The following is a 19322-nucleotide window of genomic DNA, read 5'->3' on the forward strand; positions in this document are numbered from 1 at the left end:
GCGCGGGCCTCTGTCCTGGCCGGTCGTGAGGGCCCACGGGGTCGCTCGCCGGGACGAGCGCCCCGTGGGCCCGCGCCGTGTTCAGGAGGTTGGCAGGGCGTCGATCTCGGCCAGGAGGGTGCTCTTGGTCTCCTTCGGCATGAAGGAGGCGTTCACGCTGTTGCGGGCCAGTTGGGCCAGGTGCTCCGCGCCCAGCCCCAGGGCGTGGGCAACTCGGTACTCCTGGGACAGCGTGGTCGCGAACATGGGCGGGTCGTCGCTGTTCAGCGTGACGTACAGGCCCTCCTCCAGCAGGCGCGGCAGCGGGTGGTCCTCGATGCGTCCGACCTGGCCGGTGCAGACGTTCGAGGTCGGGCAGACGTCCAGCGGGATCTGCGTCTCGCGCAGGTGGGCGACCAGGCGCTCGTCGTCCAGGCAGCTGATGCCGTGGCCGATGCGCTCGGCGCCCAGGCCCTCGATGACCTCCCAGATCGTCTCCGGGCCGGACATCTCGCCGCCGTGCGGGACGCTGTGCAGGCCGGCGGCGCGGGCGGCGGCGAAGGCGTCGCGGAACGCGTCGCGGAAGGGGGGCCGCTTCTGCTCGATCCCGCCCAGGCCGAAACCTACCAATGCGGCGGGAGGTTCGTTGAGCGCGTGGTCGAGGGTGATCCGGGCGGCCTCCTCGCCGTCCTCGCCGGGGATGTCGAAGATGTAGGCCATCTCCACGCCGTGGTCCTCGCGGGAGGCGGTGGCGGCGAGGTTCAGGGCCTCGGTCACCTCGCGCATCGGCATGCCCGTGATCGCGTGGGCGTACGGGGTCACCTGGAGTTCGGCGTAGCGGGCGTTCTGGGCGGACAGGTCGCGGGCCAGACCCAGGACCAGGGTGGCCACGTCCTCCGGGTCGCGGACCAGGGAGTTGACCGCCTGGTAGACGCGGGCGAAGTGGGGGAAGTCGGTGAAGGTGTAGAAGGCGCGGAGTTCCTCCTCGCTGGTGGGCACGCCGCTGCCGGGGTGGCGCCGTGACAGTTCCAGCACCGTGGGAACCGAGGCGGAGCCGATCAGATGGACATGGAGTTCCACCTTGGGCAGGGCGTCAATGAAGGCATCGATCGTCATGCGGACGACCATAAGTCGCCCACAACCGGCAACGACAGGCTTTATCGCGAAATTTCACATAAGAATGTGAGCTTTGAGGTGGCGCGACCGCGACCCGGCATCTCCCCCGATAGGCTGCCGCCCGTGACCAACCCCCAGGTGTACGCCCGCGGCTTCGCGAGCCTCACCGCCCACACCGTGGACCCGCTGCTCAACCTCGTCCGCAAGAGCCGCGCCCCACGACTTCTGGACCTCGGCTGCGGCACCGGCGTGGTGACCGCGGCGGCCCTGGCACTGGGCGCCGACGTCACCGCCGTGGACTCCGACCTGGACATGCTCGAATACACCGCCCGCGCCCACCCCCACGCGGCCGTCCGGCTGGCCGCCCTGCCCGAGCTGCCCTTCCCCGATGGCGGCTTCGACGCGGTGGCGGGCAACTTCGTCATCCAGCACGCCCCCGGCACCCCGGCCACTCTCGCCGAGCTCCACCGCGTCCTGCGCCCCGGCGGCACCCTCGCGCTGAGCTGGTGGAAGCGCGAGGAGATGCCCGCCACCACCCTGCTGGCCGACGCCGCCGCCTCCGCCGGGCTCCCCGTGGACCCGGACCCGCCGCGCGACTTCGACCGGTACGCCGGCCCCGCGGCCTTCACCGCCCTGCTCAGGAAGACCGGCTTCTCCGGCGGCGCGGTCGACACCATCCGCTGGCGCCACCGCGTCGACCTCGCCACCTGGTGGGACGACGTCACCGGCGCCGCCGGGCCCCGTTTCGCGTTCATCCTCGAACAGGACGCGGCCACCGTGGAGCGCATCCGCCAGGCCTACCTCAGCCTGGCCGCCCCGTACGCCGAGCAGGGCTTCCCGGTCTGCGCCCACCTCGCCCACGCCACCCGCTAGCCGGAACGGTCTGCCTTGCACGTGAGCCGAACGTACGGAGGTCGCTTCAGGTGCGCAAGATCGTGTTCCACACGCAGACCACTCTGGACAACCGCATCGCGAACGCCGCCGGCGGGTTCCGGGAGCCGTTCCCGTGGGGCGAGGAGCGGGTGTTCGACGGCGGCGCGATCGTCGCGCGCTACCGCGTCGTCAGCCCGCTCTAGTGCGCCTTTTCCAGGCGCTGGCGGGCCAGGCGCTCCTCCCGGCGGGCGACCTCGACGCGCTGGTGGCTCTCGTTCTGCCTCTTGCGGGCCTTGGCCAGCTTCTTCTCCAGTCTGGCCACCTTCTCCGAGCGTTCGTCCAGCTCCTGAACGGCCAGCGCCAGCGTGTCCCGCCACTCCTGGTAGTCGGACTCGGCCTGGGCCAGTTCCCTGGCCCGCCGTTCCCCGGCCTCGCGCCGCTCCCGCTCCACCTCCTCCGGTGAACGGGTGGCGCGGCGGGGCCGGGCGGAGCTACGGCCCAGCCCCGGCCCGGCCGACGGCAGCCCGGAGGGCCCGCCGAAACCGCTGTAGCTGAGCGGCTTCACCAGGCGGCCGAGCCGTACGAGGCCGGCCGCCTCCTCGTCCACCACGGCCGCGTCGAGGGTCTGGTCGACCTCCATGGCCGCCGCGCCGGACAGGCCGCCCTGGCGCAGGAGCCGGGCGAGCTTGCCGGTCACCTCGCCGCGGCGCCTGGTCAGCTCGGCGAGCGCGTCGGCGTCGCCCTCGGCCCAGGCGGCGCGCAGGTCCTCCCCCACCGACAGGAGTTCGGCCAGCAGTTCGGGATGTTCCCTGCGGGCGCGGTTGACCGCTCCGGCCGAGACCGTGGGTTTGCGCAGCGCGGCGATCTCGCGCGCCAGCCGTACCTGCCCGGACTCCTTCGCCGCCGCGGCCTCGGCGGTGCGTGCGGCGGTGAAGTCGGCAGGCGGGAGGCCATACAGGCGGTCCGCCACCTCGTCAAGATCCACACCTGTCAATTACCCCACATCGGGGGGTTTGTAGCGCATAGTGGAATCAGCCCTCTTAGCCGGGAGGCCCCCGTGTTCGAGCGTTTCACCGACCGTGCCCGCCGCGTGGTGGTTCTGGCCCAGGAAGAGGCCAGGATGCTCAATCACAACTACATCGGCACCGAGCATCTCCTGCTCGGGCTGATCCATGAGGGCGAGGGGATCGCCGCCATGGTGCTGCGGGAGAACGGCATCGCGCTGCCCGAGGTCCGCGTGGAGGTGGAGCAGATCATCGGGCACGGCCAGGCGTCGCCGTCGGGGCACATCCCGTTCACGCCGCGGGCCAAGAAGGTGCTGGAGCTGTCGCTGCGCGAGGCGTTGCAGCTGCACCACAACTACATCGGCACGGAGCACATCCTGCTCGGCCTGATCAGGGAGGGCGAGGGGGTGGCCGCGCAGGTCCTGGTCAAGCAGGGCGCGAACCTGAGCGCCCTGCGGGCGAAGGTCGTGGAGAAGACCCGGGGCCGCGGCCCGGAGAGCCTGGCCGATCCGCTGATCGGACCGCGAGGGACGCACCTGGAGGAACGGCTGACGCGCATCGAGGCGAGCCTGCGTCGGATCGAGCGGCACCTGGGCATCGCCCGTCCGGACGACCCGCCCAACCAGGAGCCCGGCCACAAGCCCGGCGAAGAGGACGACGCCGCATCAGGCTGAGGCCCTCGCATGGCCGCCGCGGCGCTGTCAGGCCACGGTCAGGGCACCGACCGGCAGGCGGGCCTCGACCACGCCGGGGTCGTCGGTGTAGCCCAGCGTCGCGCCCAGGGAGACGAGCAGGCGGCGCATCCTGACGTTGTCGGAGAGCATCGTGGCCCGCACCTCGGCATAGCCCTGGTCGCGCGCCTCGGTCACCAGCATCCTGGCCAGCGCCGCGCCAAGGCCGCGCCCCTGCCAGCGGTCCTCGATCAGGAAGGCCATCTCGGCGATGCCGGGATCCGGCGTGAACATCAGGTTCGCCATGGCCACGACCTGGCCGTCGTGCCCGGCCACGAGGGAGTGGCCGCGGGTGCGGTCGCACAGGCGCTCGAACATGCGCGGCGGCAGCGCCGGCATCGAGGTGAAGTAGCGGAACCTGCGCGCCTCCGGCGAGCACCGGTCGTGCAGGTCGCGGACGGCTTCGCGGTAGATACCGGTGAGCGGCTTGACCGTGACCTGGGCGCCGTCGGACAGCCGGACGCCCTGCTCGGCGGTGGAGTGGTCGGGGGCGGGCTGCGCCAGCCGTACGAAGGAGGCCGCCCGCGCCGCCTCGGTCAGCGTGAAGGGCAGCTCCGCGCGGCGCAGCCGTACGGCGCGCCGGGCGGCGACCGGCACCACCAGCCGCGTCGGGTCGGGAAGATCGCTCACCGCTTCACCATAGGTCCATCGGCCGTCGTCCGCGCGCAGCAGCTCGGCCAGCAGCTCCGGCAGCCGCCACGGCATCGAGCGCAGCCGGGAGGCCAGCAGCAGCGCCCTGGTGGGCTCGTCGGTCAGCTCGTGGGCGGTGGCGGGCACCACCTGGACCCGGCGTCCGCCGGCCGCCTCCAGGGCGGTGCGGACGGTCTCGGGTGTGGCGGAGATCTCAGCGACGAACTCGTCGACGGTCCCGTCGGCGTCGGTCTGCACGCTGAGGCCGAGGATGTTGCCGCCCCGGCCGGCCAGGGCGGCGGCCAGCGAGGCGAGACGTCCGGGACGTTCGTCGACCGTGGTGCGGATACGCAGGAATGCCATGTCCGCCAGCATGCGGGGAGGCTGTTTCGGACAAGCTAACACCCTGTTTCGCTCACACCCCTTTTCGATGCAGCGTGTTACATCCCGGATGCTGGAAGATGGGGTGCTATGAACGCGCGTGTGCCACTATCTGAGGACTTCGTCAATGGCGAGGTGTCTTTCTGGTATCGCTCCTCCGGCGTACCGGAGCCCGGACCGCGCCTGGACGGCGACCTCCGGGCGGACGTGGTCATCGTCGGCGCCGGCCTCACCGGGTTGTGGACCGCGTACTACCTCAAGAAGGCCCGGCCCTCGCTCGACGTCGTGGTGCTGGAGCAGGAGTTCGCCGGGTTCGGCGCCTCGGGGCGCAACGGCGGCTGGCTGACCGGCGCGCTGGCCGGCTCCCACGGGCGCTACGCCAAGACCCACGGCGAGGAGGGGGCGCGGGCGCTGCAGCGGGAGATGTACGCCACGATCGACGAGGTGATCGCCGTCTGCGCCCGGGAGGACGTGGACGCCGGCATCGTCAAGGGCGGCGAGCTCACCGTGGCCCGCACGAGCGCCCAGGCCGGACGGCTGCGCGAGCTCGTCGCGGACGCGCGCGCGAGCGGCCTGCGCGAGGAGGACCTGCGCGTGGTGGACCCCGCCGACCACCTGCGCGTGGCCGGCGCGGTGGGCGCGGTCTGGACGCCGCACTGCGCCCGCATCCAGCCCGCCAAGCTCGTGCGCGGCCTGGCGCGCGTGGTGCGCGACCTCGGCGTGCGCGTCTTCGAGCGCACCCCGGTCACGCGCATCCTCCCGCATCGGGCCATCACGCCGTACGGCACCGCCGAGGCCCAGCACGTGATCCGCGCGACCGAGGGCTTCACCTCCCAGCTCAAGGGCCTGCGCCGCCAGTGGCTCCCGATGAACAGCTCCATGATCGTCACCGAGCCGCTGCCCGCCGCGTTCTGGGACACGGTCGGCTGGCAGGGCGCCGAACTCCTGGGCGACCTCGCCCACTACTACATCTACGCCCAGCGCACCGAGGACGACCGCATCGCCCTCGGCGGCCGCGGCCGCCCCTACCTGTACGGCTCCCGCGTCGACGCCCGCGGCAACACCCACGACTGGACCGTCGAGGCGCTCTGGCAACTGCTGATCGACTTCTTCCCCGCCGCCGCCTCCTCGAAGGTCGCCCACGCCTGGTCCGGCGTGCTGGGCGTACCGCGCGACTGGTGCTCGACCGTCCACCTGGACCGTGACACCGGACTCGGCTGGGCCGGCGGCTACACCGGCCACGGGGTCACCACCACGAACCTGGCCGGCCGTACCCTGCGTGACCTGATCCTCGGCGAGGACACCGGGCTGACCGCGCTGCCGTGGGTGGGCAGGAAGGTGCGCGCCTGGGAGCCGGAGCCGCTGCGCTGGGCGGGCGTGCACTCCATGTACCGCCTGTACCGTATGGCCGACCAGCGTGAGCGCTCCATGACCCGCACCTCGGCCCTGGCCCGCCTCGCCGACCTCATCACCGGCCACTGAAGGAGAACACTCCCCGATGACGACCCTCTTCCGCGGCGGGCGCGTGTTCACCGCGCTCAGCGGCTTCGCCGAGGCCGTACTCGTGCGCGACGGCGTGATCGCCGCCGTGGGCGACGAGGCCGACCTGGTACGGCAGGCCCCCCGCCACGAGAGCGTGGACCTGGACGGCGGCCTGCTGGTGCCCGGCTTCACCGACGCGCACATCCACCCGGTCCAGGCCGGGCTGGAGCGCGCCAAGTGCGACCTGAGCGAGGTCTACGGCCTCGACGCCTACATCGAGGAGATCAGCCGCTACGCCGCCGGCCATCCGGACAAGGAGTGGATCGACGGCGGCGGCTGGGACATGTCGGCCTTCCCCGGCGGCCTGCCCCACCGCGCGCAGCTCGACTTCCTCGACCGCCCCGCCTACCTGATCCAGCGCGACCACCACGCCGCCTGGGTCAACACCCGCGCCCTGGAGCGGGCCGGGATCACGAAGGACACCCCCGACCCCGCCGACGGCCGCATCGAGCGCGACCCCGACGGCACCCCGAGCGGCGTCCTGCACGAGGGCGCCATGGACCTCGTCGGCCTGCTGACCCCGCGCGCCACCGCCCAGGACGCCGACGACGCGCTCGTGGACGCGCAGGCACACCTGTTCTCGCTGGGCGTCACCGGCTGGCAGGACGCGATCGTCGGCTCCTACGCCGGCTCCGACGACCAGCTGCCGACCTACCTGTCGGCGGCCCGCTCGGGGCGGCTGAAGGCCCGCGTCGTGGGCGCGCTGTGGTGGGACCGCACCCGCGGCGCCGAGCAGATCCCCGGCCTGGTGGAGCGCCGCGCCTCCGCCGAGGGGCTGGAGCGCTTCCGCGCCACCTCGGTGAAGATCATGCAGGACGGCATCACGGAGAACTTCACCGCCGCGACGCTGGAGCCGTACTGCCAGTGCGGCGGCACCGGCCTTTCCTACGTGGACCCGGGCAAGCTCAAGGAGTACGTGCGCGAGCTGGACCGGCTCGGCTTCCAGGTGCACTTCCACGCCATCGGCGAGCGGGCGGTGCGCGAGGCGCTGGACAGCTTCGAAGGCACCGACCCGGCCAACCGCCACCACATCGCCCACCTGCAGATCATCGAGCCGTCGGACGTGCCGCGCTTCGCCGCGCTCGGCGTCACCGCCAACCTGCAGCCGCTGTGGGCCACCCACCACGCCCAGATGGACGAGCTGACGCTGCCCTTCCTCGGCGAGCCGCGCTCGTCGTGGCAGTACCCCTTCGCCGACCTGCTCGGCCACGGCACCCGCTTCTGCGCGGGCAGCGACTGGCCGGTCTCCAGCGCCGACCCGCTGCAGGGCGTGCACGTGGCGGTCAACAGGACCGAGCCCGGCGGCTCGGTGCACGCCGGCTACCCGACCGCGCGCACGCCGTTCCTGCCCGGCCAGCGGATCGGCCTGGCCGAGGCGCTCACCGCGTACACGGCCGGATCGGCGTGGATCAACCGCTCCCCGGCCGGCGTCATCGAGCAGGGCCGTCCCGCCGACCTGGTGGTGCTCGACCGCGACCCGTTCACGCTGCCCGACAGCGAGATCTGGACGACCCGCGTGCGCCGTACGTTCGTGGACGGCGAGCAGGTCTACGCCGGCTGAGCGGGAGCGTTGTCCGCGCCTTCACCGAAGGTTCCCCTCGTGTCGTCGTCGCGGACACGGATGATGTGAAGGATCGGGCTGCGCGTCCACCACCCCGGAGCGCGCACGCCGGGAACACACGGAAGCCCCCGCGAGGGCGCGGGGGCTTCCGTCAAACCGGGTCAGCGTCTACCAGGGCGACTTGTTGTTGCGCAGGCGCTCGAGCGCCTCCTCCAGAATCGCCTTGCCGTCCTTGTCGCTCCGGCGCTCCTTCACATAGGCCAGGTGCGTCTTGTACGGCTCGTTCTTCGGAGGAGCGGGCGGGGCCGCCTCGTCCTGACCGGCCGGGAGGCCACAGCGCGGGCAGTCCCAGTGCTCGGGGACGGCCGCGTCACTGGCGAAGCTGGGTCGCGTCTCATGCATGTTGGCGCACCAGAACGAGACCCGCACTCTGGGAGCTGCCTCGCCGCGCTCGGCCTCCCCCATCGGGCCGGCGCCGACACGGCTGCCACGGATCGCGTTGCCACTACCCACGGATGAACTCCTTGCTCGATCGCCCCGCGAGCGGCGGGGGGAGAATCACTGTCACGCGTCGCCGGGAAGCTCAGGGCTTGAGCAGCAGGCCGAGCGCGATGATGCAGACGAACCAGATCACGCCGGTGATAACGGTCAGCCGGTCGAGGTTGCGCTCCACCACGGACGAGCCGCCGAAGTTCGACGAGAAGCCGCCGCCGAACATGTCAGACAGACCGCCACCCTTACCCTTGTGGAGCAGGACGAGCAGGATCATGAGAAGGCTCGCCAGGATGAGGGCGATGGAGATTCCGATTTCCACGGTATGCCTGTTCCTTCAATCCACTGTTACGCGTGACGATTCAAACTTGCTTCTAGAGGGTACGACCTGGTGTCAAGTCGCACCCCCTGAACGACCCAGTTAGCCGGACAATTCGCCGAATCGGCAGATCTTGACGTACTCCCCGGCGTCGATGCTGGCACCGCCCACGAGCGCGCCGTCGACATCGGGCTGAGCCATGATCCCGGCGATGTTGCCTGACTTCACCGATCCTCCGTACAGGATACGGACCGCGGCGGCCACTTCGGCGTCGTAGAGCTCAGCGAGTCGCTTTCGCAACGCTCCGCAGACCTCCTGCGCGTCCTGTGGGGTGGCCACCTCGCCGGTGCCGATCGCCCAGACCGGTTCGTAGGCCACCACTATCGATTTTGCCTGCTCCGGCGTGACTTTGCGCAGAGCGGCATCGAGTTGTGACACGGAATACGCCACCTGGCCTCCCGCCTGCCGTACCGGCAGGCCCTCGCCCACGCACAGGATCGGCGTGATCGAGTGCCGGTAGGCTGCCCGCACCTTGGCGTTGACCAGCTCGTCGTCCTCGTTGTGGTACTCGCGCCGCTCGGAGTGGCCGACGGTGACGAACGTGCAGCCCAGCTTGGCGAGCATGGCGCCGGACACCTCGCCGGTGTAGGCGCCGCCGTCGTACTGGCTGATGTCCTGCGCGCCGTACACGATGCGCAGCTTGTCGCCGTCGACGAGCGTCTGCACGCTGCGCATGTCGGTGAACGGCGGCAGCACCGCCACCTCCACCTTGTCGAAGTCCTTGTCGTTCAGGGAGAAGGCGAGCTTCTGCACCAGAGCGATGGCCTCGAGGTGGTTGAGGTTCATCTTCCAGTTGCCGGCGATGAGCGGCTTTCTCACTGAAGGGCCTCCAGCCCGGGAAGGGTCTTTCCTTCGAGGTACTCGAGGCTAGCGCCACCACCGGTCGAGATGTGGGAGAAGCCGTCCTCGGGCAGGCCCAGCCTGCGTACGGCCGCGGCGGAGTCGCCGCCGCCCACGACCGTGAAGGCCTGCGAGCGGATCAACGCCTCGGCCACCGCCCGTGTTCCCCCGGCGTACTCCTCGAACTCGAAGACGCCCATCGGGCCGTTCCAGAAGACGGTGCGCGCGTCGGCGAGCTTGGTCGCGAACAGCTCGCGGGTCTTCGGGCCGATGTCGAGCCCCTGGCGGTCGGCCGGGATCTCGGTGGCCGCCACGACCTCGTACGGCGCGTCCTCGGCGAAGTGCGTGGCCGCCAGGACGTCCACCGGGAGCACCAGCTCCACGCCGCGCTTGATCGCCTCGGAGAGGAAACCGCGCACCTGGTCGAGCTGGTCCTCCTGCAGGAGCGACTGGCCGACCTCGTAGCCCTGGGCCTTCAGGAAGGTGTACGCCATGCCGCCGCCGATCAGCAGCCGGTCGACCTTGGTGAGCAGGTTGGCGATGACGCCGAGCTTGTCGGAGACCTTGGCGCCGCCCAGGATGACGACGTAGGGGCGCTCGGGGTTCTCGGTGAGCCGCTTCAGGACCTCGACCTCGGCGGCCACCAGCCCGCCCATGACGTGCGGCAGCAGCTCCGGCACGTCGTAGACGCTGGCGTGCTTGCGGTGCACGGCGCCGAACCCGTCGCCGACGTAGAGGTCGGCCAGGCCGGCCAGCTTCCGCGCGAAGGCGCCGCGGGCGGCGTCGTCCTTGGACTCCTCGCCCGGCTCGAACCGCAGGTTCTCCAGCAGTGCCACCTCGCCGTCCTTGAGGCCGTCGACGAGCTCGCCGTCCACGACCTTCCCGGAGAAGGCGACCTCGCGGCCCAGCAGCTCGCCCAGGCGGGCGGCGACGGGCTTCAGCGAGTACTTCTGGTTGGGCTCGCCCTTGGGCCGGCCCAGGTGGGCGCAGACGACGACCTTGGCGCCCTGCTCGGCCAGGGCCTTGATCGTCGGTACCGAGGCGCGGATGCGCCCGTCGTCGGTGATCGTCTCGCCGTCCAGCGGCACGTTGAGGTCGGCGCGCACCAGTACGCGCCGGCCCCTGACGTCGGTGTCTGCGAAGGTCACAGGTCCTTGCCCACCAGCTCGATGAGGTCGGCCAGGCGGTTGGAGTAGCCCCACTCGTTGTCGTACCAGCCGATGACCTTGACCTGGTTGCCGATCACCTTGGTGAGCCCGGCGTCGAAGATGCAGGAGGCCGGGTCGGTGACGATGTCGCTGGAGACGATCTCGTCCTCGGTGTAGGTCAGGTAGCCCTTGAGCGGGCCCTCGGCGGCGGCCTTGTAGGCGGCCTTGACCTCGTCGACGGTGACGTCGCGGCGGACCTCGACGGTGAGGTCGGTGGCCGAGCCCGTGGGGATCGGCACGCGCATCGCGAAGCCGTCGAGCTTGCCCTTCAGCTCGGGCAGCACCAGGCCGATCGCCTTGGCGGCGCCGGTCGAGGTGGGCACCACGTTGAGCGCGGCGGCGCGGGCGCGGCGCAGGTCGCCGTGCGGGCCGTCCTGCAGGTTCTGGTCCTGCGTGTAGGCGTGAATGGTGGTCATCAGGCCCTTCTCGATGCCGAAGGAGTCGTTGAGCACCTTCGCCAGCGGGGCCAGGCAGTTGGTCGTGCAGGAGGCGTTGGAGATGACCGTGTGGCTGGCCGGGTCGTAGGTGTCGTGGTTGACACCCATGACGACGGTCACGTCCTCGTTCTTCGCCGGGGCGGAGATGATGACCTTCTTCGCGCCGTTCTCGGCGTGCACCTTGGCCTTGTTGGCGTCGGTGAAGAAGCCGGTCGACTCGACCACGACGTCCACGCCCAGGTCGCCCCAGGGCAGCTTGGCCGGGTCGCGCTCGGCGAAGGCCTTGATGGTCTTCCCGTCGACGACGATCTCGTCGGCAGTGGCCTTCACCTCGTACGGCAGGCGGCCCAGGATGCTGTCGTACTTCAGCAGGTGGGCGAGCGTCGCGTTGTCCGTCAGGTCGTTGACGGCCACGATCTCGATGTCCTTGCCGCTGGCGGCGACCGCGCGCCAGAAGTTACGACCGATGCGGCCGAAGCCGTTGACGCCTACGCGGATGCTCACGGGAACCGATCTCCTCGAACGTGATGGCGGGCTGAAACCTCAATCACGAACCCTATCGGACCTAAATTGGTTTAGACCACTGCAACCCCCGCCCTGCGTATGACAGATCAGGGAGCGCAATTTGCGGCATTGAAGTAAAGTGCCCGACTCGTCGGAGTAAATTCGCGGCATTCTCTGGGGGCTGAGATGTCACAACCACGATCCGGCCTGGTACGAGGGCTGTTCGCCGGGTTCGTCGCCATGCTGGTCGCCGGGGTCGCGTACAGCGCGGGCTCCTACGGCTTCGTCCTGCTGCCGTACAACGTGAGGTGGTTCACAGGCGACCAGCGCCTGTTGGCCCACACCGTCCTCGGCCTGGTCATCGCCGTGATCATCTGGCTGGCGCTGTGGCTCACCCGCCCCCGCGGCCTGCTCGTGCCCGTGCTGGCCGCCCTGTTCGCCTTCGGCGCCCGCACGATCGGCTCGATGGGCTCCGAACTGGGGAACTACGTCAGGGCCGGCTTCCCGTCGTCATCCCTGGACGACCACGCCCTGCGCATCGTCTCGGAACTGCCCGAGCTCTTCCGCACCTCCCCGATCTTCTGGACGGGCGTGGCGATCGCCGCGACCCCGACGTTCCTCCTCACCTTGCTCCGCGTCCTGCGCCTGCGCCGCCGGGACCGGGCGGAGGCCGCCCTCGCAGCCCCATCACCCACCCCCGACCAGCCCGCCACACCCGCGCAGGACCCCTGGCCCGCCCAGCCTGCCGAGGGCCCCGCGGCCGCCGAGCGGTCCGGCGCCGGACGAGCCTCGGCGGACCACGAGGCGTTCCGCAGGCCCGCGAGCGAGCGGGACGCCACACAGACGATCGAGGAGGCCCACAGGGCCGAGGAGGGCCACAGGATCGGGGAGCACCACAGAACCGACGAGGGCCACAGGATCGGGGAGCGCCACAGAACCGACGAGGGCCACAGGGTCGGGGAGCGCCACGGGGCCGGCGAGCGCCACGGGGCCGGGGAGCGCCGCAGGGGAGCCTCGGAGGAGCGGAGCGCCGCCGAGGAGCGTGGCGCGTTCGAGCCGCTCCAGCCGCCCGTGCGCCGTCCCGTCCCTGACATGTTCGCCCCGCCTCGCGAGCCGGGAGAGTCCTGATGCGTGCCCTGATCCTCGGCTTCCTCGCCATGGCCGTCAGCGCCACGGCCCTCGCCTGCGCCAGGCTCTTCGGCGACCGCCTGCCCGCGGCCATCACCCAGACAGCGGACGGCCTGCCCTGGAGCACCGCCCAGGCCCTGCTGCCCGGCCTCGTGGTGGGCCTCACCCTGCGCATCGGCCGCCCGCGCAGCCTCCTGGTCCCGCTCCTGGCCCTCCTGTACGCGGGCGCCGCCATGACCCTGGGCCTGATCATCGGCTCCGCACCCACGGCCTACGCGCTCTCCACCACCCCGGCCGCACAGCACGTGATCACCCTGGACGCCATCCTCGGCGGCTTCCAGCAGGCCGCCATGGCCTACGCGGAGCCCATCCAGCGCTCCTGGCCCTACTGGACGCTCACCACGATCCCGGCCCTGATCGCCTTCGCCCTGGCCACCTTCAAGGTCCGCCGAATACGCAGAACCACCCCGGCCACCACGAACACCCCCGGCACCCCGGACCACGACAGCTCGCTGGACCCCGTCCAGCGACCGGAGCAACGCGGGGCATTCGAGCCGGTCCAGCCACCCGAGAAGCGCGGCGCCTTCGACCCCGTCCAGCCACCCCGCCCCACAGCCGCCCCCTTCACCGCAACCCACCAGAGCCGGCAGCCATAATCCCGACGTGACAGGGTGACCGACGCCACGGCACGACAGGCAGCCGCTTGGGGTCGCTCGGGTCGTCACCTGGCAAGGCGGCCACGGAGCCCGGCCCACAGGACGCTCGTCACGGCGAGCGACCCCGTGGGCCCTCACGACCGGCCAGGACAGAGGCCCGCGCACGTCGGACCGTGCGCGGTGGTGGGGCGGGAGCCGTAGCGGATACAAGGCCCGAAACAGCAACAGACAGAAAAGCGAGAAACGACAAACAAGAGAGAGAAGGAAAAGTCAGGGGGCGAGCATGTCGGAGGTGAGGTTGGCCTCGGTGCTGGGGATGCCCAGGTCGGAGGCGCGTTTGTCGGCCATGGCCAGCAGGCGGCGGATACGGCCCGCGATCGCGTCCTTGGTCAGCGGCGGGTCGGCGATCTGGCCGAGTTCTTCGAGGGAGGCCTGCTTGTGCTCCACCCGCAGCCGCCCCGCGATCACCAGGTGGTCGGGCGCGTCGTCGCCCAGTATCTCCAGCGCCCGCTGCACCCGCGCCCCCGCCGCCACCGCCGCGCGGGCCGAGCGGCGCAGGTTGGCGTCGTCGAAGTTGGCCAGCCGGTTGGCGGTCGCCCGCACCTCGCGGCGCATGCGGCGTTCCTCCCAGGCCAGCACGCTGTCGTGCGCCCCGAGGCGGGTCAGCAGCGCGCTGATCGCGTCGCCGTCGCGGACCACGACGCGGTCGACGCCGCGCACCTCGCGGGCCTTCGCGTGGATCTTGAGCCGGCGCGCCGAGCCGACCAGGGCCAGCGCCGCCTCCGGCCCCGGGCAGGTGACCTCCAGGGACATCGAACGCCCCGGCTCGGTCAGCGACCCGTGCGCCAGGAACGCCCCACGCCAGGCCGCCTCCGCGTCGCAGGCGGCCCCCGCCACCACCTGACGCGGCAGGCCGCGCACCGGCCGGCCGTGGTTGTCGATCAGCCCGGTCTGGCGGGCCAGCGCCTCGCCGTCGCGGTAGACGCGCACGACGTAGCGCGAGCCCTTGCGCAATCCGGCCGGCGCGAGCACCAGTACTTCCGCTTTGTGCCCGAACACCTCACCGATGTCCTTGATCAGCCGACGGGCGGTGGCGTTGGTGTCGAGCTCGGCCTCGATCACGATCCGCCCTCCCACCAGGTGCAGGCCGCTGGCGAACCGCAGCAGCGTCGAGACCTCCGCCTTGCGGCAGCACGGCTTCAGCACCGGCAGTCGGCTCAGTTCGTCCTTGACCACACCTGTCATCGCCATAAGCGTTAGTCCTCCCCCATTCAGACCGGCCTCACAGCAGTCTCTCGCACCTTTCGGGCCGCCGCCCCCGATAGGTGGCCTTGATCAGCGCTTCTGGAGGAAAATCTCGTCCAGGACGGAGGCAAGTCGGCGTGGGTCGTGCCTGGGTGAACCGTCGGAGGTCGCGACGTCGGCCATCACGAGCCGGCCGCCGAGCGCCGCCACCGCCTTCTCCAGGGCGTCGCGGTCGTCGACCACCCCGGTATCGGCGAGTACGACATCTACCGAAAGATCGGGCGCGTGCTGCCGGAGCACCTCCAGGTGCTGCTGCGGCGAGAAGTCGTCCGTCTCCCCCGGCTGGGGCGCCAGGTTGAGCGTGACCAGGCGGCGCGCCCGCGTCTCGTGCAGCGCCCTGGCCAGTTCCGGCACCATCAGATGCGGCAGCACGCTGGTGAACCACGACCCGGGCCCGAACACCACCCAGTCGGCCTCCCGCACCGCCGCGATCGCCTCGGGCCGCGCCGGAGGGTCCTCGGGCACCAGCGAGACGGCCTGAACCCGACCCGGCGTCAGCGCGCAGGCGACCTGCCCGCGCACGATCGAGATGTTCCCGTCGAGCTCCACCTGGGCCACGATGTCCAGCGGCACCGACGCCATCGGCAGCACCCGGCCGTGCGCCTTGAGCAGCCTGCCCACCCAGTCGAGCCCGGCCACCGGATCGCCCAGCAGCTCCCACAACGCCACGATCAGCAGGTTCCCGACCGCGTGCCCGTGCAGGTCACCCTCGGAGCGGAAGCGGTGCTGCACGACCTCGCTCCACGTGCCGCCCCACTCGTCGTCGCCGCACAGCGCCGCCAGCGCCATCCGCAGGTCGCCCGGCGGCAGCACGCCGAGCTCACGCCGCAGCCGCCCGCTGGACCCGCCGTCGTCGGCCACCGTCACCACCGCGGTCAGCTCACCGGTCACACCGCGCAGCGCCGACAGCGACGCGTAGAGCCCGTGCCCGCCGCCCAGCGCCACCACCCGCGGCCCGTCCCGCCGCGGCCCGCCGCCCGTCCCGCCGCTCTCCGCCGGCACGGATATCTGCCCCTCCATCCGGTACGGCACCGCCGCCCCGTCCCCCAGCAGCACCCCGAGCACCTCGGAAACAGCCGCGGAACCCTGGCCCCCGGAACCGGCAGGCGGATACGCGGAACGGGCGCCGGAAGCCGCCATGGAAGCGTCTGCCGCGCCCGGAAGTTCATCAGTCACTCGCGGCCCACATCCCGGTGGCTCACCTGGATCTCCATCCCGCGGTCGCGCAGCCGGGCGGCGATCTGCTCGGCCATGGCCACGCTGCGGTGCTTGCCGCCCGTGCAGCCCACCGCCAGCGTCGCGTAGCTCTTGCCCTCACGCGCGTAGCCGGCGGCGACGACCCCCAGCACCTCCTCGTACGCGTCGAGGAACTCCTTGGCACCCGGCTGGCTGAGCACGTAGTCGCGCACCGGGACGTCGAGCCCGTTCATGGGGCGCAGGTCCGGCACCCAGTGCGGGTTGGGCAGGAAGCGGCAGTCGACCACGAGGTCGGCGTCGACGGGCAGGCCGTACTTGAAGCCGAAGGAGAGCACGTTGACCCGCAGGCCGGGCCGATCCTCCCCGCCGAAGTAGGCGACGATCTTGTTGCGCAGCTCGTGCACGTTGTGCGCGGAGGTGTCGATGACCAGGTCGGCGTTGGCCCGCACCTCGCGCAGGATGCCGCGTTCGCGGGCGATGCCGTCGACCAGGCGGCCCTCGCCCTGCAGCGGGTGGGGGCGGCGGACGTTCTCGAAGCGGCGGACGAGCTCCTCGTCGCTGGCCTCCAGGAACACCACCCGGACGCGGACGCCGCGGCCTTCGAGCTCCTCGATGGCGGCGTTGAGGTCGGTGGTGAAGGCCAGGCTGCGCACGTCGACGACGGCCGCCACCTTGTCGGCGGCGAGCTTGACCTTGCCGGCCTCCTCCGCCATGGCGAACAGCAACCCGGGCGGCAGGTTGTCGATCACGAACCAGCCCAGGTCTTCCAGTGCCTTGGCCGCTGTGCTGCGCCCCGCCCCCGACATGCCGGTGACGATCACGAACGCCGGCTCGGTGGTGCTCACTGTCCTTCCCCCTTCAGCCTCGACACGATCATCTCCGCGGTCGCCTCGCCGATGCCGGGGACCTCGCGGATCTCGGCCACCGTGGCTTCCTTGAGCTTCTTGACCGAGCCGAACCTCTTGAGCAGCGCCTGCTTGCGCGCCGGACCAAGGCCGGGCACCGCGTCGAGCGCGCTCTCCTTCACGGACTTGGACCTCTTGGCTCGATGGTAGGTGATGGCGAAGCGGTGTGCCTCGTCACGCACTCGCTGCAGCAGGTAGAGGCCCTCGCTCGAGCGCGGCATGATGACCGGCTGGTCGTCGGTCGGCAGCCAGACCTCTTCCAGCCGTTTGGCCAGGCCGCACACGGCCACGTCGTCCACGCCGAGCTCGTCGAGTGCCCGCTGCGCCGCCGCGGCCTGGGGGCCGGCGCCGTCGACCACGACGAGGTTGGGCGGGTAGGCGAACTTGCGCGGCCGGCCGGTCTCCGGGTCGATCGGGCCGGAGGCGACGCCCTCGGCGCCCTCCTCGTCCTCGCCCGCCTCCGGCGTCAGCTCGCCGGTGTTGGAGCGCTCTTCGAGGTAGCGGCGGAAGCGCCGCTTGATCACCTCGTAGATCGAGGCGACGTCGCCTTCCTTGGTCTTCACCGCGAACCGGCGATACTCGCTCTTCCTGGCCAGGCCGTCCTCGAAGACGACCATGGAGGCCACGACGTTCTCGCCCTGCAGGTGGGAGACGTCGTAGCACTCGATGCGCAGCGGCGCCTGGTCGAGGTCGAGCGCGTCGGCGATCTCCTGCAGCGCCTTGCTGCGGGTGGTCAGGTCACTGGCGCGGCGGATCTTGTGCTGGGCCAGCGACTCCTTGGCGTTGCGCTCGACGGTCTCCATCAGCGACTTCTTGTCGCCGCGCTGCGGCACGCGCAGCTCGACCCGGGCGCCGCGCTGCTCGCACAGCAGCTCGGCGACCGCCTCCGGCTCCGGCGGCAGCTCGGGGACCAGCACCTCGCGGGGGATGTCGCCCTCGGAGTAGATCTGCAGCAGGAAGTGCTCGACCAGCTCGCCCGGCGTCGTCTCCTCGACCTTGTCGACCACCCATCCCCGCTGCCCGCGGATGCGCCCGCCACGCACGTAGAAGACCTGGACGGCCGCTTCGAGCGGATCCTCGGCCAGCGCGATCACGTCGGCGTCGGTGGCGTCGCCGAGCACGACGGCCTGCTTCTCCAGCGCCCGCTGCAGCGCCTGGATGTCGTCGCGCAGGCGCGCGGCCCGCTCGTACTCCTGCTCGGCGGCGGCCTGGCGCATGTCCTGTTCGAGGCGCTTGATCCAGCGGGTGGTGTTGCCCGCCATGAAGTCGCAGAAGTCCTCGGCCAGCTCGCGGTGCTGGTCGGGGGTGACCCGGCCGACGCACGGCGCCGAGCACTTGTCGATGTAGCCGAGCAGGCAGGGACGGCCGATCTGGCCCGCCCGCTTGAACACCCCGGCCGAGCAGGTACGCACGGGGAAGACGCGCAGCAGCAGGTCGACGGTCTCGCGGATGGCCCAGGCGTGGGAGTAGGGGCCGAAGTAGCGGGTGCCCTTCCGCTTGGCGCCCCGCATCACCTGTACGCGCGGGAAGTCGTCGCCCATGGTGACCGCGAGATAGGGGTAGGACTTGTCGTCGCGGTACTTGACGTTGAAGCGCGGGTCGAACTCCTTGATCCAGGAGTATTCGAGCTGCAGCGCCTCCACCTCGGTGCTGACGACCGTCCAGTCGACGTCGGCGGCGGTGGTGAGCATCGTCTGGGTACGCGGGTGCAGCCCGGCGAAGTCCGCGAAGTAGGAGTTGAGCCGCTGGCGCAGGCTCTTGGCCTTGCCCACGTAGATCACGCGGCGGTGCGCGTCCCGGAACCGGTAGACCCCTGGGGAGTCGGGGATGGAGCCGGATCGGGGGCGGAAACTGAGTGGGCTGGGCACGGATAGAAGCCTAGCCCGCCCGACCGACAACCTCATGCGGCCCGGGACCCGGGAGGACGGAGCGGCCCGCCGTACACGATGCGCGACGGGCCGATCCGGCGCTCTCAGGCGAGCTTGATCTGGTCGCCCTCGACCGTGACGTCCTTGGCCGGCAACGGCTTATCGGCCGGTCCCTTGACCACCGCCCCGTCCGCGATGGCGAACTTGCTGCCGTGGCACGGGCAGTTGATCGTGCCGTCGGAGACGGAGCCGACGGTGCACCCGCTATGCGTACAGGACGCGCTGAACGCCTTGAACTCACCGGCCTTCGGCTGCGTCACCACGATCTTCTCGGACGCGAAGATCTTCCCACCGCCGACCGGCACGTCGGCCGTGCTGCCCAGCCCGCCCGCGGGTGCCTGCGGCGCGGCGGAACCCGAGGTCGCCGGGGCGCCGGAAGCCTCCGCCGAGGTCTCGGCGGAGCCACCGCCGCAGGCCGCCAGCGCGAGCGTCAGCCCGCCCGCGCCGACGCCGGCGATCATCGTTCTACGGCTCTGAAGGTCATCTCCCATGCGGGACAGACAACCGCACCCGCGTGAGAATTGCA

General features: G+C 71.2%; 19 protein-coding genes and 1 pseudogene. 7 read left to right on the forward strand and 13 right to left on the reverse strand.

Annotation, left to right across the window (positions count from 1 at the left end; translation table 11 throughout):
• Positions 1–81: 81 nt before the first annotated feature.
• Entirely contained in the window at positions 82–1095 is a 1014-nt protein-coding gene (gene add, locus ACFWY5_RS50370; protein WP_379639254.1) for an adenosine deaminase, read from the reverse strand.
• Between the two features lie 123 nt (positions 1096–1218).
• Between add and ACFWY5_RS50375 the strand changes: the two genes are divergently transcribed.
• Together ACFWY5_RS50375 and ACFWY5_RS50380 are read left to right on the forward strand one after the other, a co-directional pair.
• The gene (locus tag ACFWY5_RS50375) at positions 1219–1968 is read left to right on the forward strand and encodes a class I SAM-dependent methyltransferase (RefSeq protein WP_379639255.1); all 750 of its coding nucleotides are present in this window, start codon (positions 1219–1221) and stop codon (positions 1966–1968) included.
• A gap of 50 nt (positions 1969–2018) precedes the next feature.
• Positions 2019–2171, forward strand: coding sequence for a hypothetical protein (locus ACFWY5_RS50380; protein ID WP_379617639.1), 153 nt, complete (start codon positions 2019–2021; stop codon positions 2169–2171).
• Here ACFWY5_RS50380 and ACFWY5_RS50385 read toward each other — a convergent pair.
• Positions 2168–2938 carry a hypothetical protein gene (locus tag ACFWY5_RS50385; protein ID WP_379617637.1) on the reverse strand — a complete coding sequence of 257 codons (771 nt, stop codon included), beginning with the start codon at positions 2936–2938 and terminating at the stop codon, positions 2168–2170. The two genes, ACFWY5_RS50380 and ACFWY5_RS50385, sit on opposite strands and share 4 nt — an antisense overlap.
• Before the next feature lie 87 nt (positions 2939–3025).
• On the opposite strand from ACFWY5_RS50385, the pseudogene ACFWY5_RS50390 reads away from it, so the two are divergent.
• Positions 3026–3422: pseudogene (locus tag ACFWY5_RS50390) on the forward strand (Clp protease N-terminal domain-containing protein); the annotation flags it as partial.
• A gap of 251 nt (positions 3423–3673) precedes the next feature.
• On the opposite strand, the gene ACFWY5_RS50395 reads toward ACFWY5_RS50390, so the two are convergent.
• Positions 3674–4696 (reverse strand): GNAT family N-acetyltransferase, encoded by a 1023-nt coding sequence (locus ACFWY5_RS50395; RefSeq protein WP_379639256.1) that lies wholly within the window; start codon positions 4694–4696, stop codon positions 3674–3676.
• A 108-nt stretch (positions 4697–4804) separates the two neighbouring features.
• Between ACFWY5_RS50395 and ACFWY5_RS50400 the strand changes: the two genes are divergently transcribed.
• Entirely contained in the window at positions 4805–6196 is a 1392-nt protein-coding gene (locus ACFWY5_RS50400) for an NAD(P)/FAD-dependent oxidoreductase (protein ID WP_379617633.1), read from the forward strand.
• A 16-nt stretch (positions 6197–6212) separates the two neighbouring features.
• The gene (locus ACFWY5_RS50405; protein ID WP_379639258.1) at positions 6213–7817 is read left to right on the forward strand and encodes an amidohydrolase; all 1605 of its coding nucleotides are present in this window, start codon (positions 6213–6215) and stop codon (positions 7815–7817) included.
• Positions 7818–7985: 168 nt separating this feature from the next.
• Here ACFWY5_RS50405 and ACFWY5_RS50410 read toward each other — a convergent pair whose 3' ends face one another.
• The 5 genes from ACFWY5_RS50410 to gap all read right to left on the reverse strand — a co-directional run bounded on the left by ACFWY5_RS50410 (position 7986) and on the right by gap (position 11677).
• The gene (locus ACFWY5_RS50410; RefSeq protein WP_184974105.1) at positions 7986–8330 is read right to left on the reverse strand and encodes an RNA polymerase-binding protein RbpA; all 345 of its coding nucleotides are present in this window, start codon (positions 8328–8330) and stop codon (positions 7986–7988) included.
• A 70-nt stretch (positions 8331–8400) separates the two neighbouring features.
• On the reverse strand, positions 8401–8631 hold the full coding sequence (gene secG, locus ACFWY5_RS50415) for a preprotein translocase subunit SecG (protein WP_379617630.1): 231 nt from the start codon (positions 8629–8631) through the stop codon (positions 8401–8403).
• Between the two features lie 99 nt (positions 8632–8730).
• Positions 8731–9507: a triose-phosphate isomerase gene (gene tpiA / locus ACFWY5_RS50420; protein WP_379639259.1), complete on the reverse strand. Its 777-nt coding sequence runs from the start codon at positions 9505–9507 to the stop codon at positions 8731–8733.
• On the reverse strand, positions 9504–10676 hold the full coding sequence (locus ACFWY5_RS50425) for a phosphoglycerate kinase (protein WP_379617627.1): 1173 nt from the start codon (positions 10674–10676) through the stop codon (positions 9504–9506). The genes tpiA and ACFWY5_RS50425 overlap by 4 nt, the downstream gene beginning before the upstream one ends.
• Positions 10673–11677 (reverse strand): type I glyceraldehyde-3-phosphate dehydrogenase, encoded by a 1005-nt coding sequence (gene gap, locus ACFWY5_RS50430; protein WP_379617625.1) that lies wholly within the window; start codon positions 11675–11677, stop codon positions 10673–10675. The genes ACFWY5_RS50425 and gap overlap by 4 nt, the downstream gene beginning before the upstream one ends.
• A gap of 186 nt (positions 11678–11863) precedes the next feature.
• On the opposite strand from gap, the gene ACFWY5_RS50435 reads away from it, so the two are divergent.
• Together ACFWY5_RS50435 and ACFWY5_RS50440 are read left to right on the forward strand one after the other, a co-directional pair.
• Complete coding sequence (locus tag ACFWY5_RS50435) at positions 11864–12805, forward strand: hypothetical protein (RefSeq protein ID WP_379639260.1); 942 nt, start codon at positions 11864–11866, stop codon at positions 12803–12805.
• Positions 12805–13461, forward strand: a complete 657-nt coding sequence (locus tag ACFWY5_RS50440; RefSeq protein WP_379639261.1) for a hypothetical protein — start codon at positions 12805–12807, stop codon at positions 13459–13461. The genes ACFWY5_RS50435 and ACFWY5_RS50440 overlap by 1 nt, the downstream gene beginning before the upstream one ends.
• A 270-nt stretch (positions 13462–13731) precedes the next feature.
• Here ACFWY5_RS50440 and whiA read toward each other — a convergent pair whose 3' ends face one another.
• The 5 genes from whiA to ACFWY5_RS50465 form a co-directional block, all read right to left on the reverse strand.
• Positions 13732–14712 (reverse strand): DNA-binding protein WhiA, encoded by a 981-nt coding sequence (gene whiA, locus ACFWY5_RS50445; RefSeq protein WP_379617619.1) that lies wholly within the window; start codon positions 14710–14712, stop codon positions 13732–13734.
• Between the two features lie 84 nt (positions 14713–14796).
• Positions 14797–15714 (reverse strand): uridine diphosphate-N-acetylglucosamine-binding protein YvcK, encoded by a 918-nt coding sequence (gene yvcK / locus ACFWY5_RS50450; protein WP_379617784.1) that lies wholly within the window; start codon positions 15712–15714, stop codon positions 14797–14799.
• Positions 15715–15938: 224 nt separating this feature from the next.
• A complete protein-coding gene (gene rapZ, locus ACFWY5_RS50455) occupies positions 15939–16808 on the reverse strand; it encodes an RNase adapter RapZ (RefSeq protein WP_379617617.1) in 870 nt (289 codons plus the stop codon).
• The gene (gene uvrC, locus ACFWY5_RS50460) at positions 16805–18772 is read right to left on the reverse strand and encodes an excinuclease ABC subunit UvrC (RefSeq protein ID WP_379617615.1); all 1968 of its coding nucleotides are present in this window, start codon (positions 18770–18772) and stop codon (positions 16805–16807) included. The genes rapZ and uvrC overlap by 4 nt, the downstream gene beginning before the upstream one ends.
• Positions 18773–18840: 68 nt before the next feature.
• Positions 18841–19287, reverse strand: coding sequence for a Rieske (2Fe-2S) protein (locus ACFWY5_RS50465; RefSeq protein WP_379617613.1), 447 nt, complete (start codon positions 19285–19287; stop codon positions 18841–18843).
• Between the last annotated feature and the right edge of the window lie 35 nt (positions 19288–19322).

Source organism: Nonomuraea sp. NPDC059007 (assembly GCF_042740555.1).
GTDB lineage: Bacteria > Actinomycetota > Actinomycetes > Streptosporangiales > Streptosporangiaceae > Nonomuraea.

What these genes read in the sequence shown, in the direction of transcription:
- add (WP_379639254.1), bottom strand. Translation starts at nt 1,095, where the DNA reads ATGACGATCGATGCCTTCATTGACGCCCTGCCCAAGGTGGAACTCCAT.
- ACFWY5_RS50395 (WP_379639256.1), bottom strand. Translation starts at nt 4,696, where the DNA reads ATGGCATTCCTGCGTATCCGCACCACGGTCGACGAACGTCCCGGACGT.
- ACFWY5_RS50400 (WP_379617633.1), top strand. Translation starts at nt 4,805, where the DNA reads ATGAACGCGCGTGTGCCACTATCTGAGGACTTCGTCAATGGCGAGGTG.
- ACFWY5_RS50405 (WP_379639258.1), top strand. Translation starts at nt 6,213, where the DNA reads ATGACGACCCTCTTCCGCGGCGGGCGCGTGTTCACCGCGCTCAGCGGC.
- ACFWY5_RS50435 (WP_379639260.1), top strand. Translation starts at nt 11,864, where the DNA reads ATGTCACAACCACGATCCGGCCTGGTACGAGGGCTGTTCGCCGGGTTC.
- ACFWY5_RS50440 (WP_379639261.1), top strand. Translation starts at nt 12,805, where the DNA reads ATGCGTGCCCTGATCCTCGGCTTCCTCGCCATGGCCGTCAGCGCCACG.
- whiA (WP_379617619.1), bottom strand. Translation starts at nt 14,712, where the DNA reads ATGGCGATGACAGGTGTGGTCAAGGACGAACTGAGCCGACTGCCGGTG.
- uvrC (WP_379617615.1), bottom strand. Translation starts at nt 18,772, where the DNA reads ATGAGGTTGTCGGTCGGGCGGGCTAGGCTTCTATCCGTGCCCAGCCCA.
- ACFWY5_RS50465 (WP_379617613.1), bottom strand. Translation starts at nt 19,287, where the DNA reads ATGGGAGATGACCTTCAGAGCCGTAGAACGATGATCGCCGGCGTCGGC.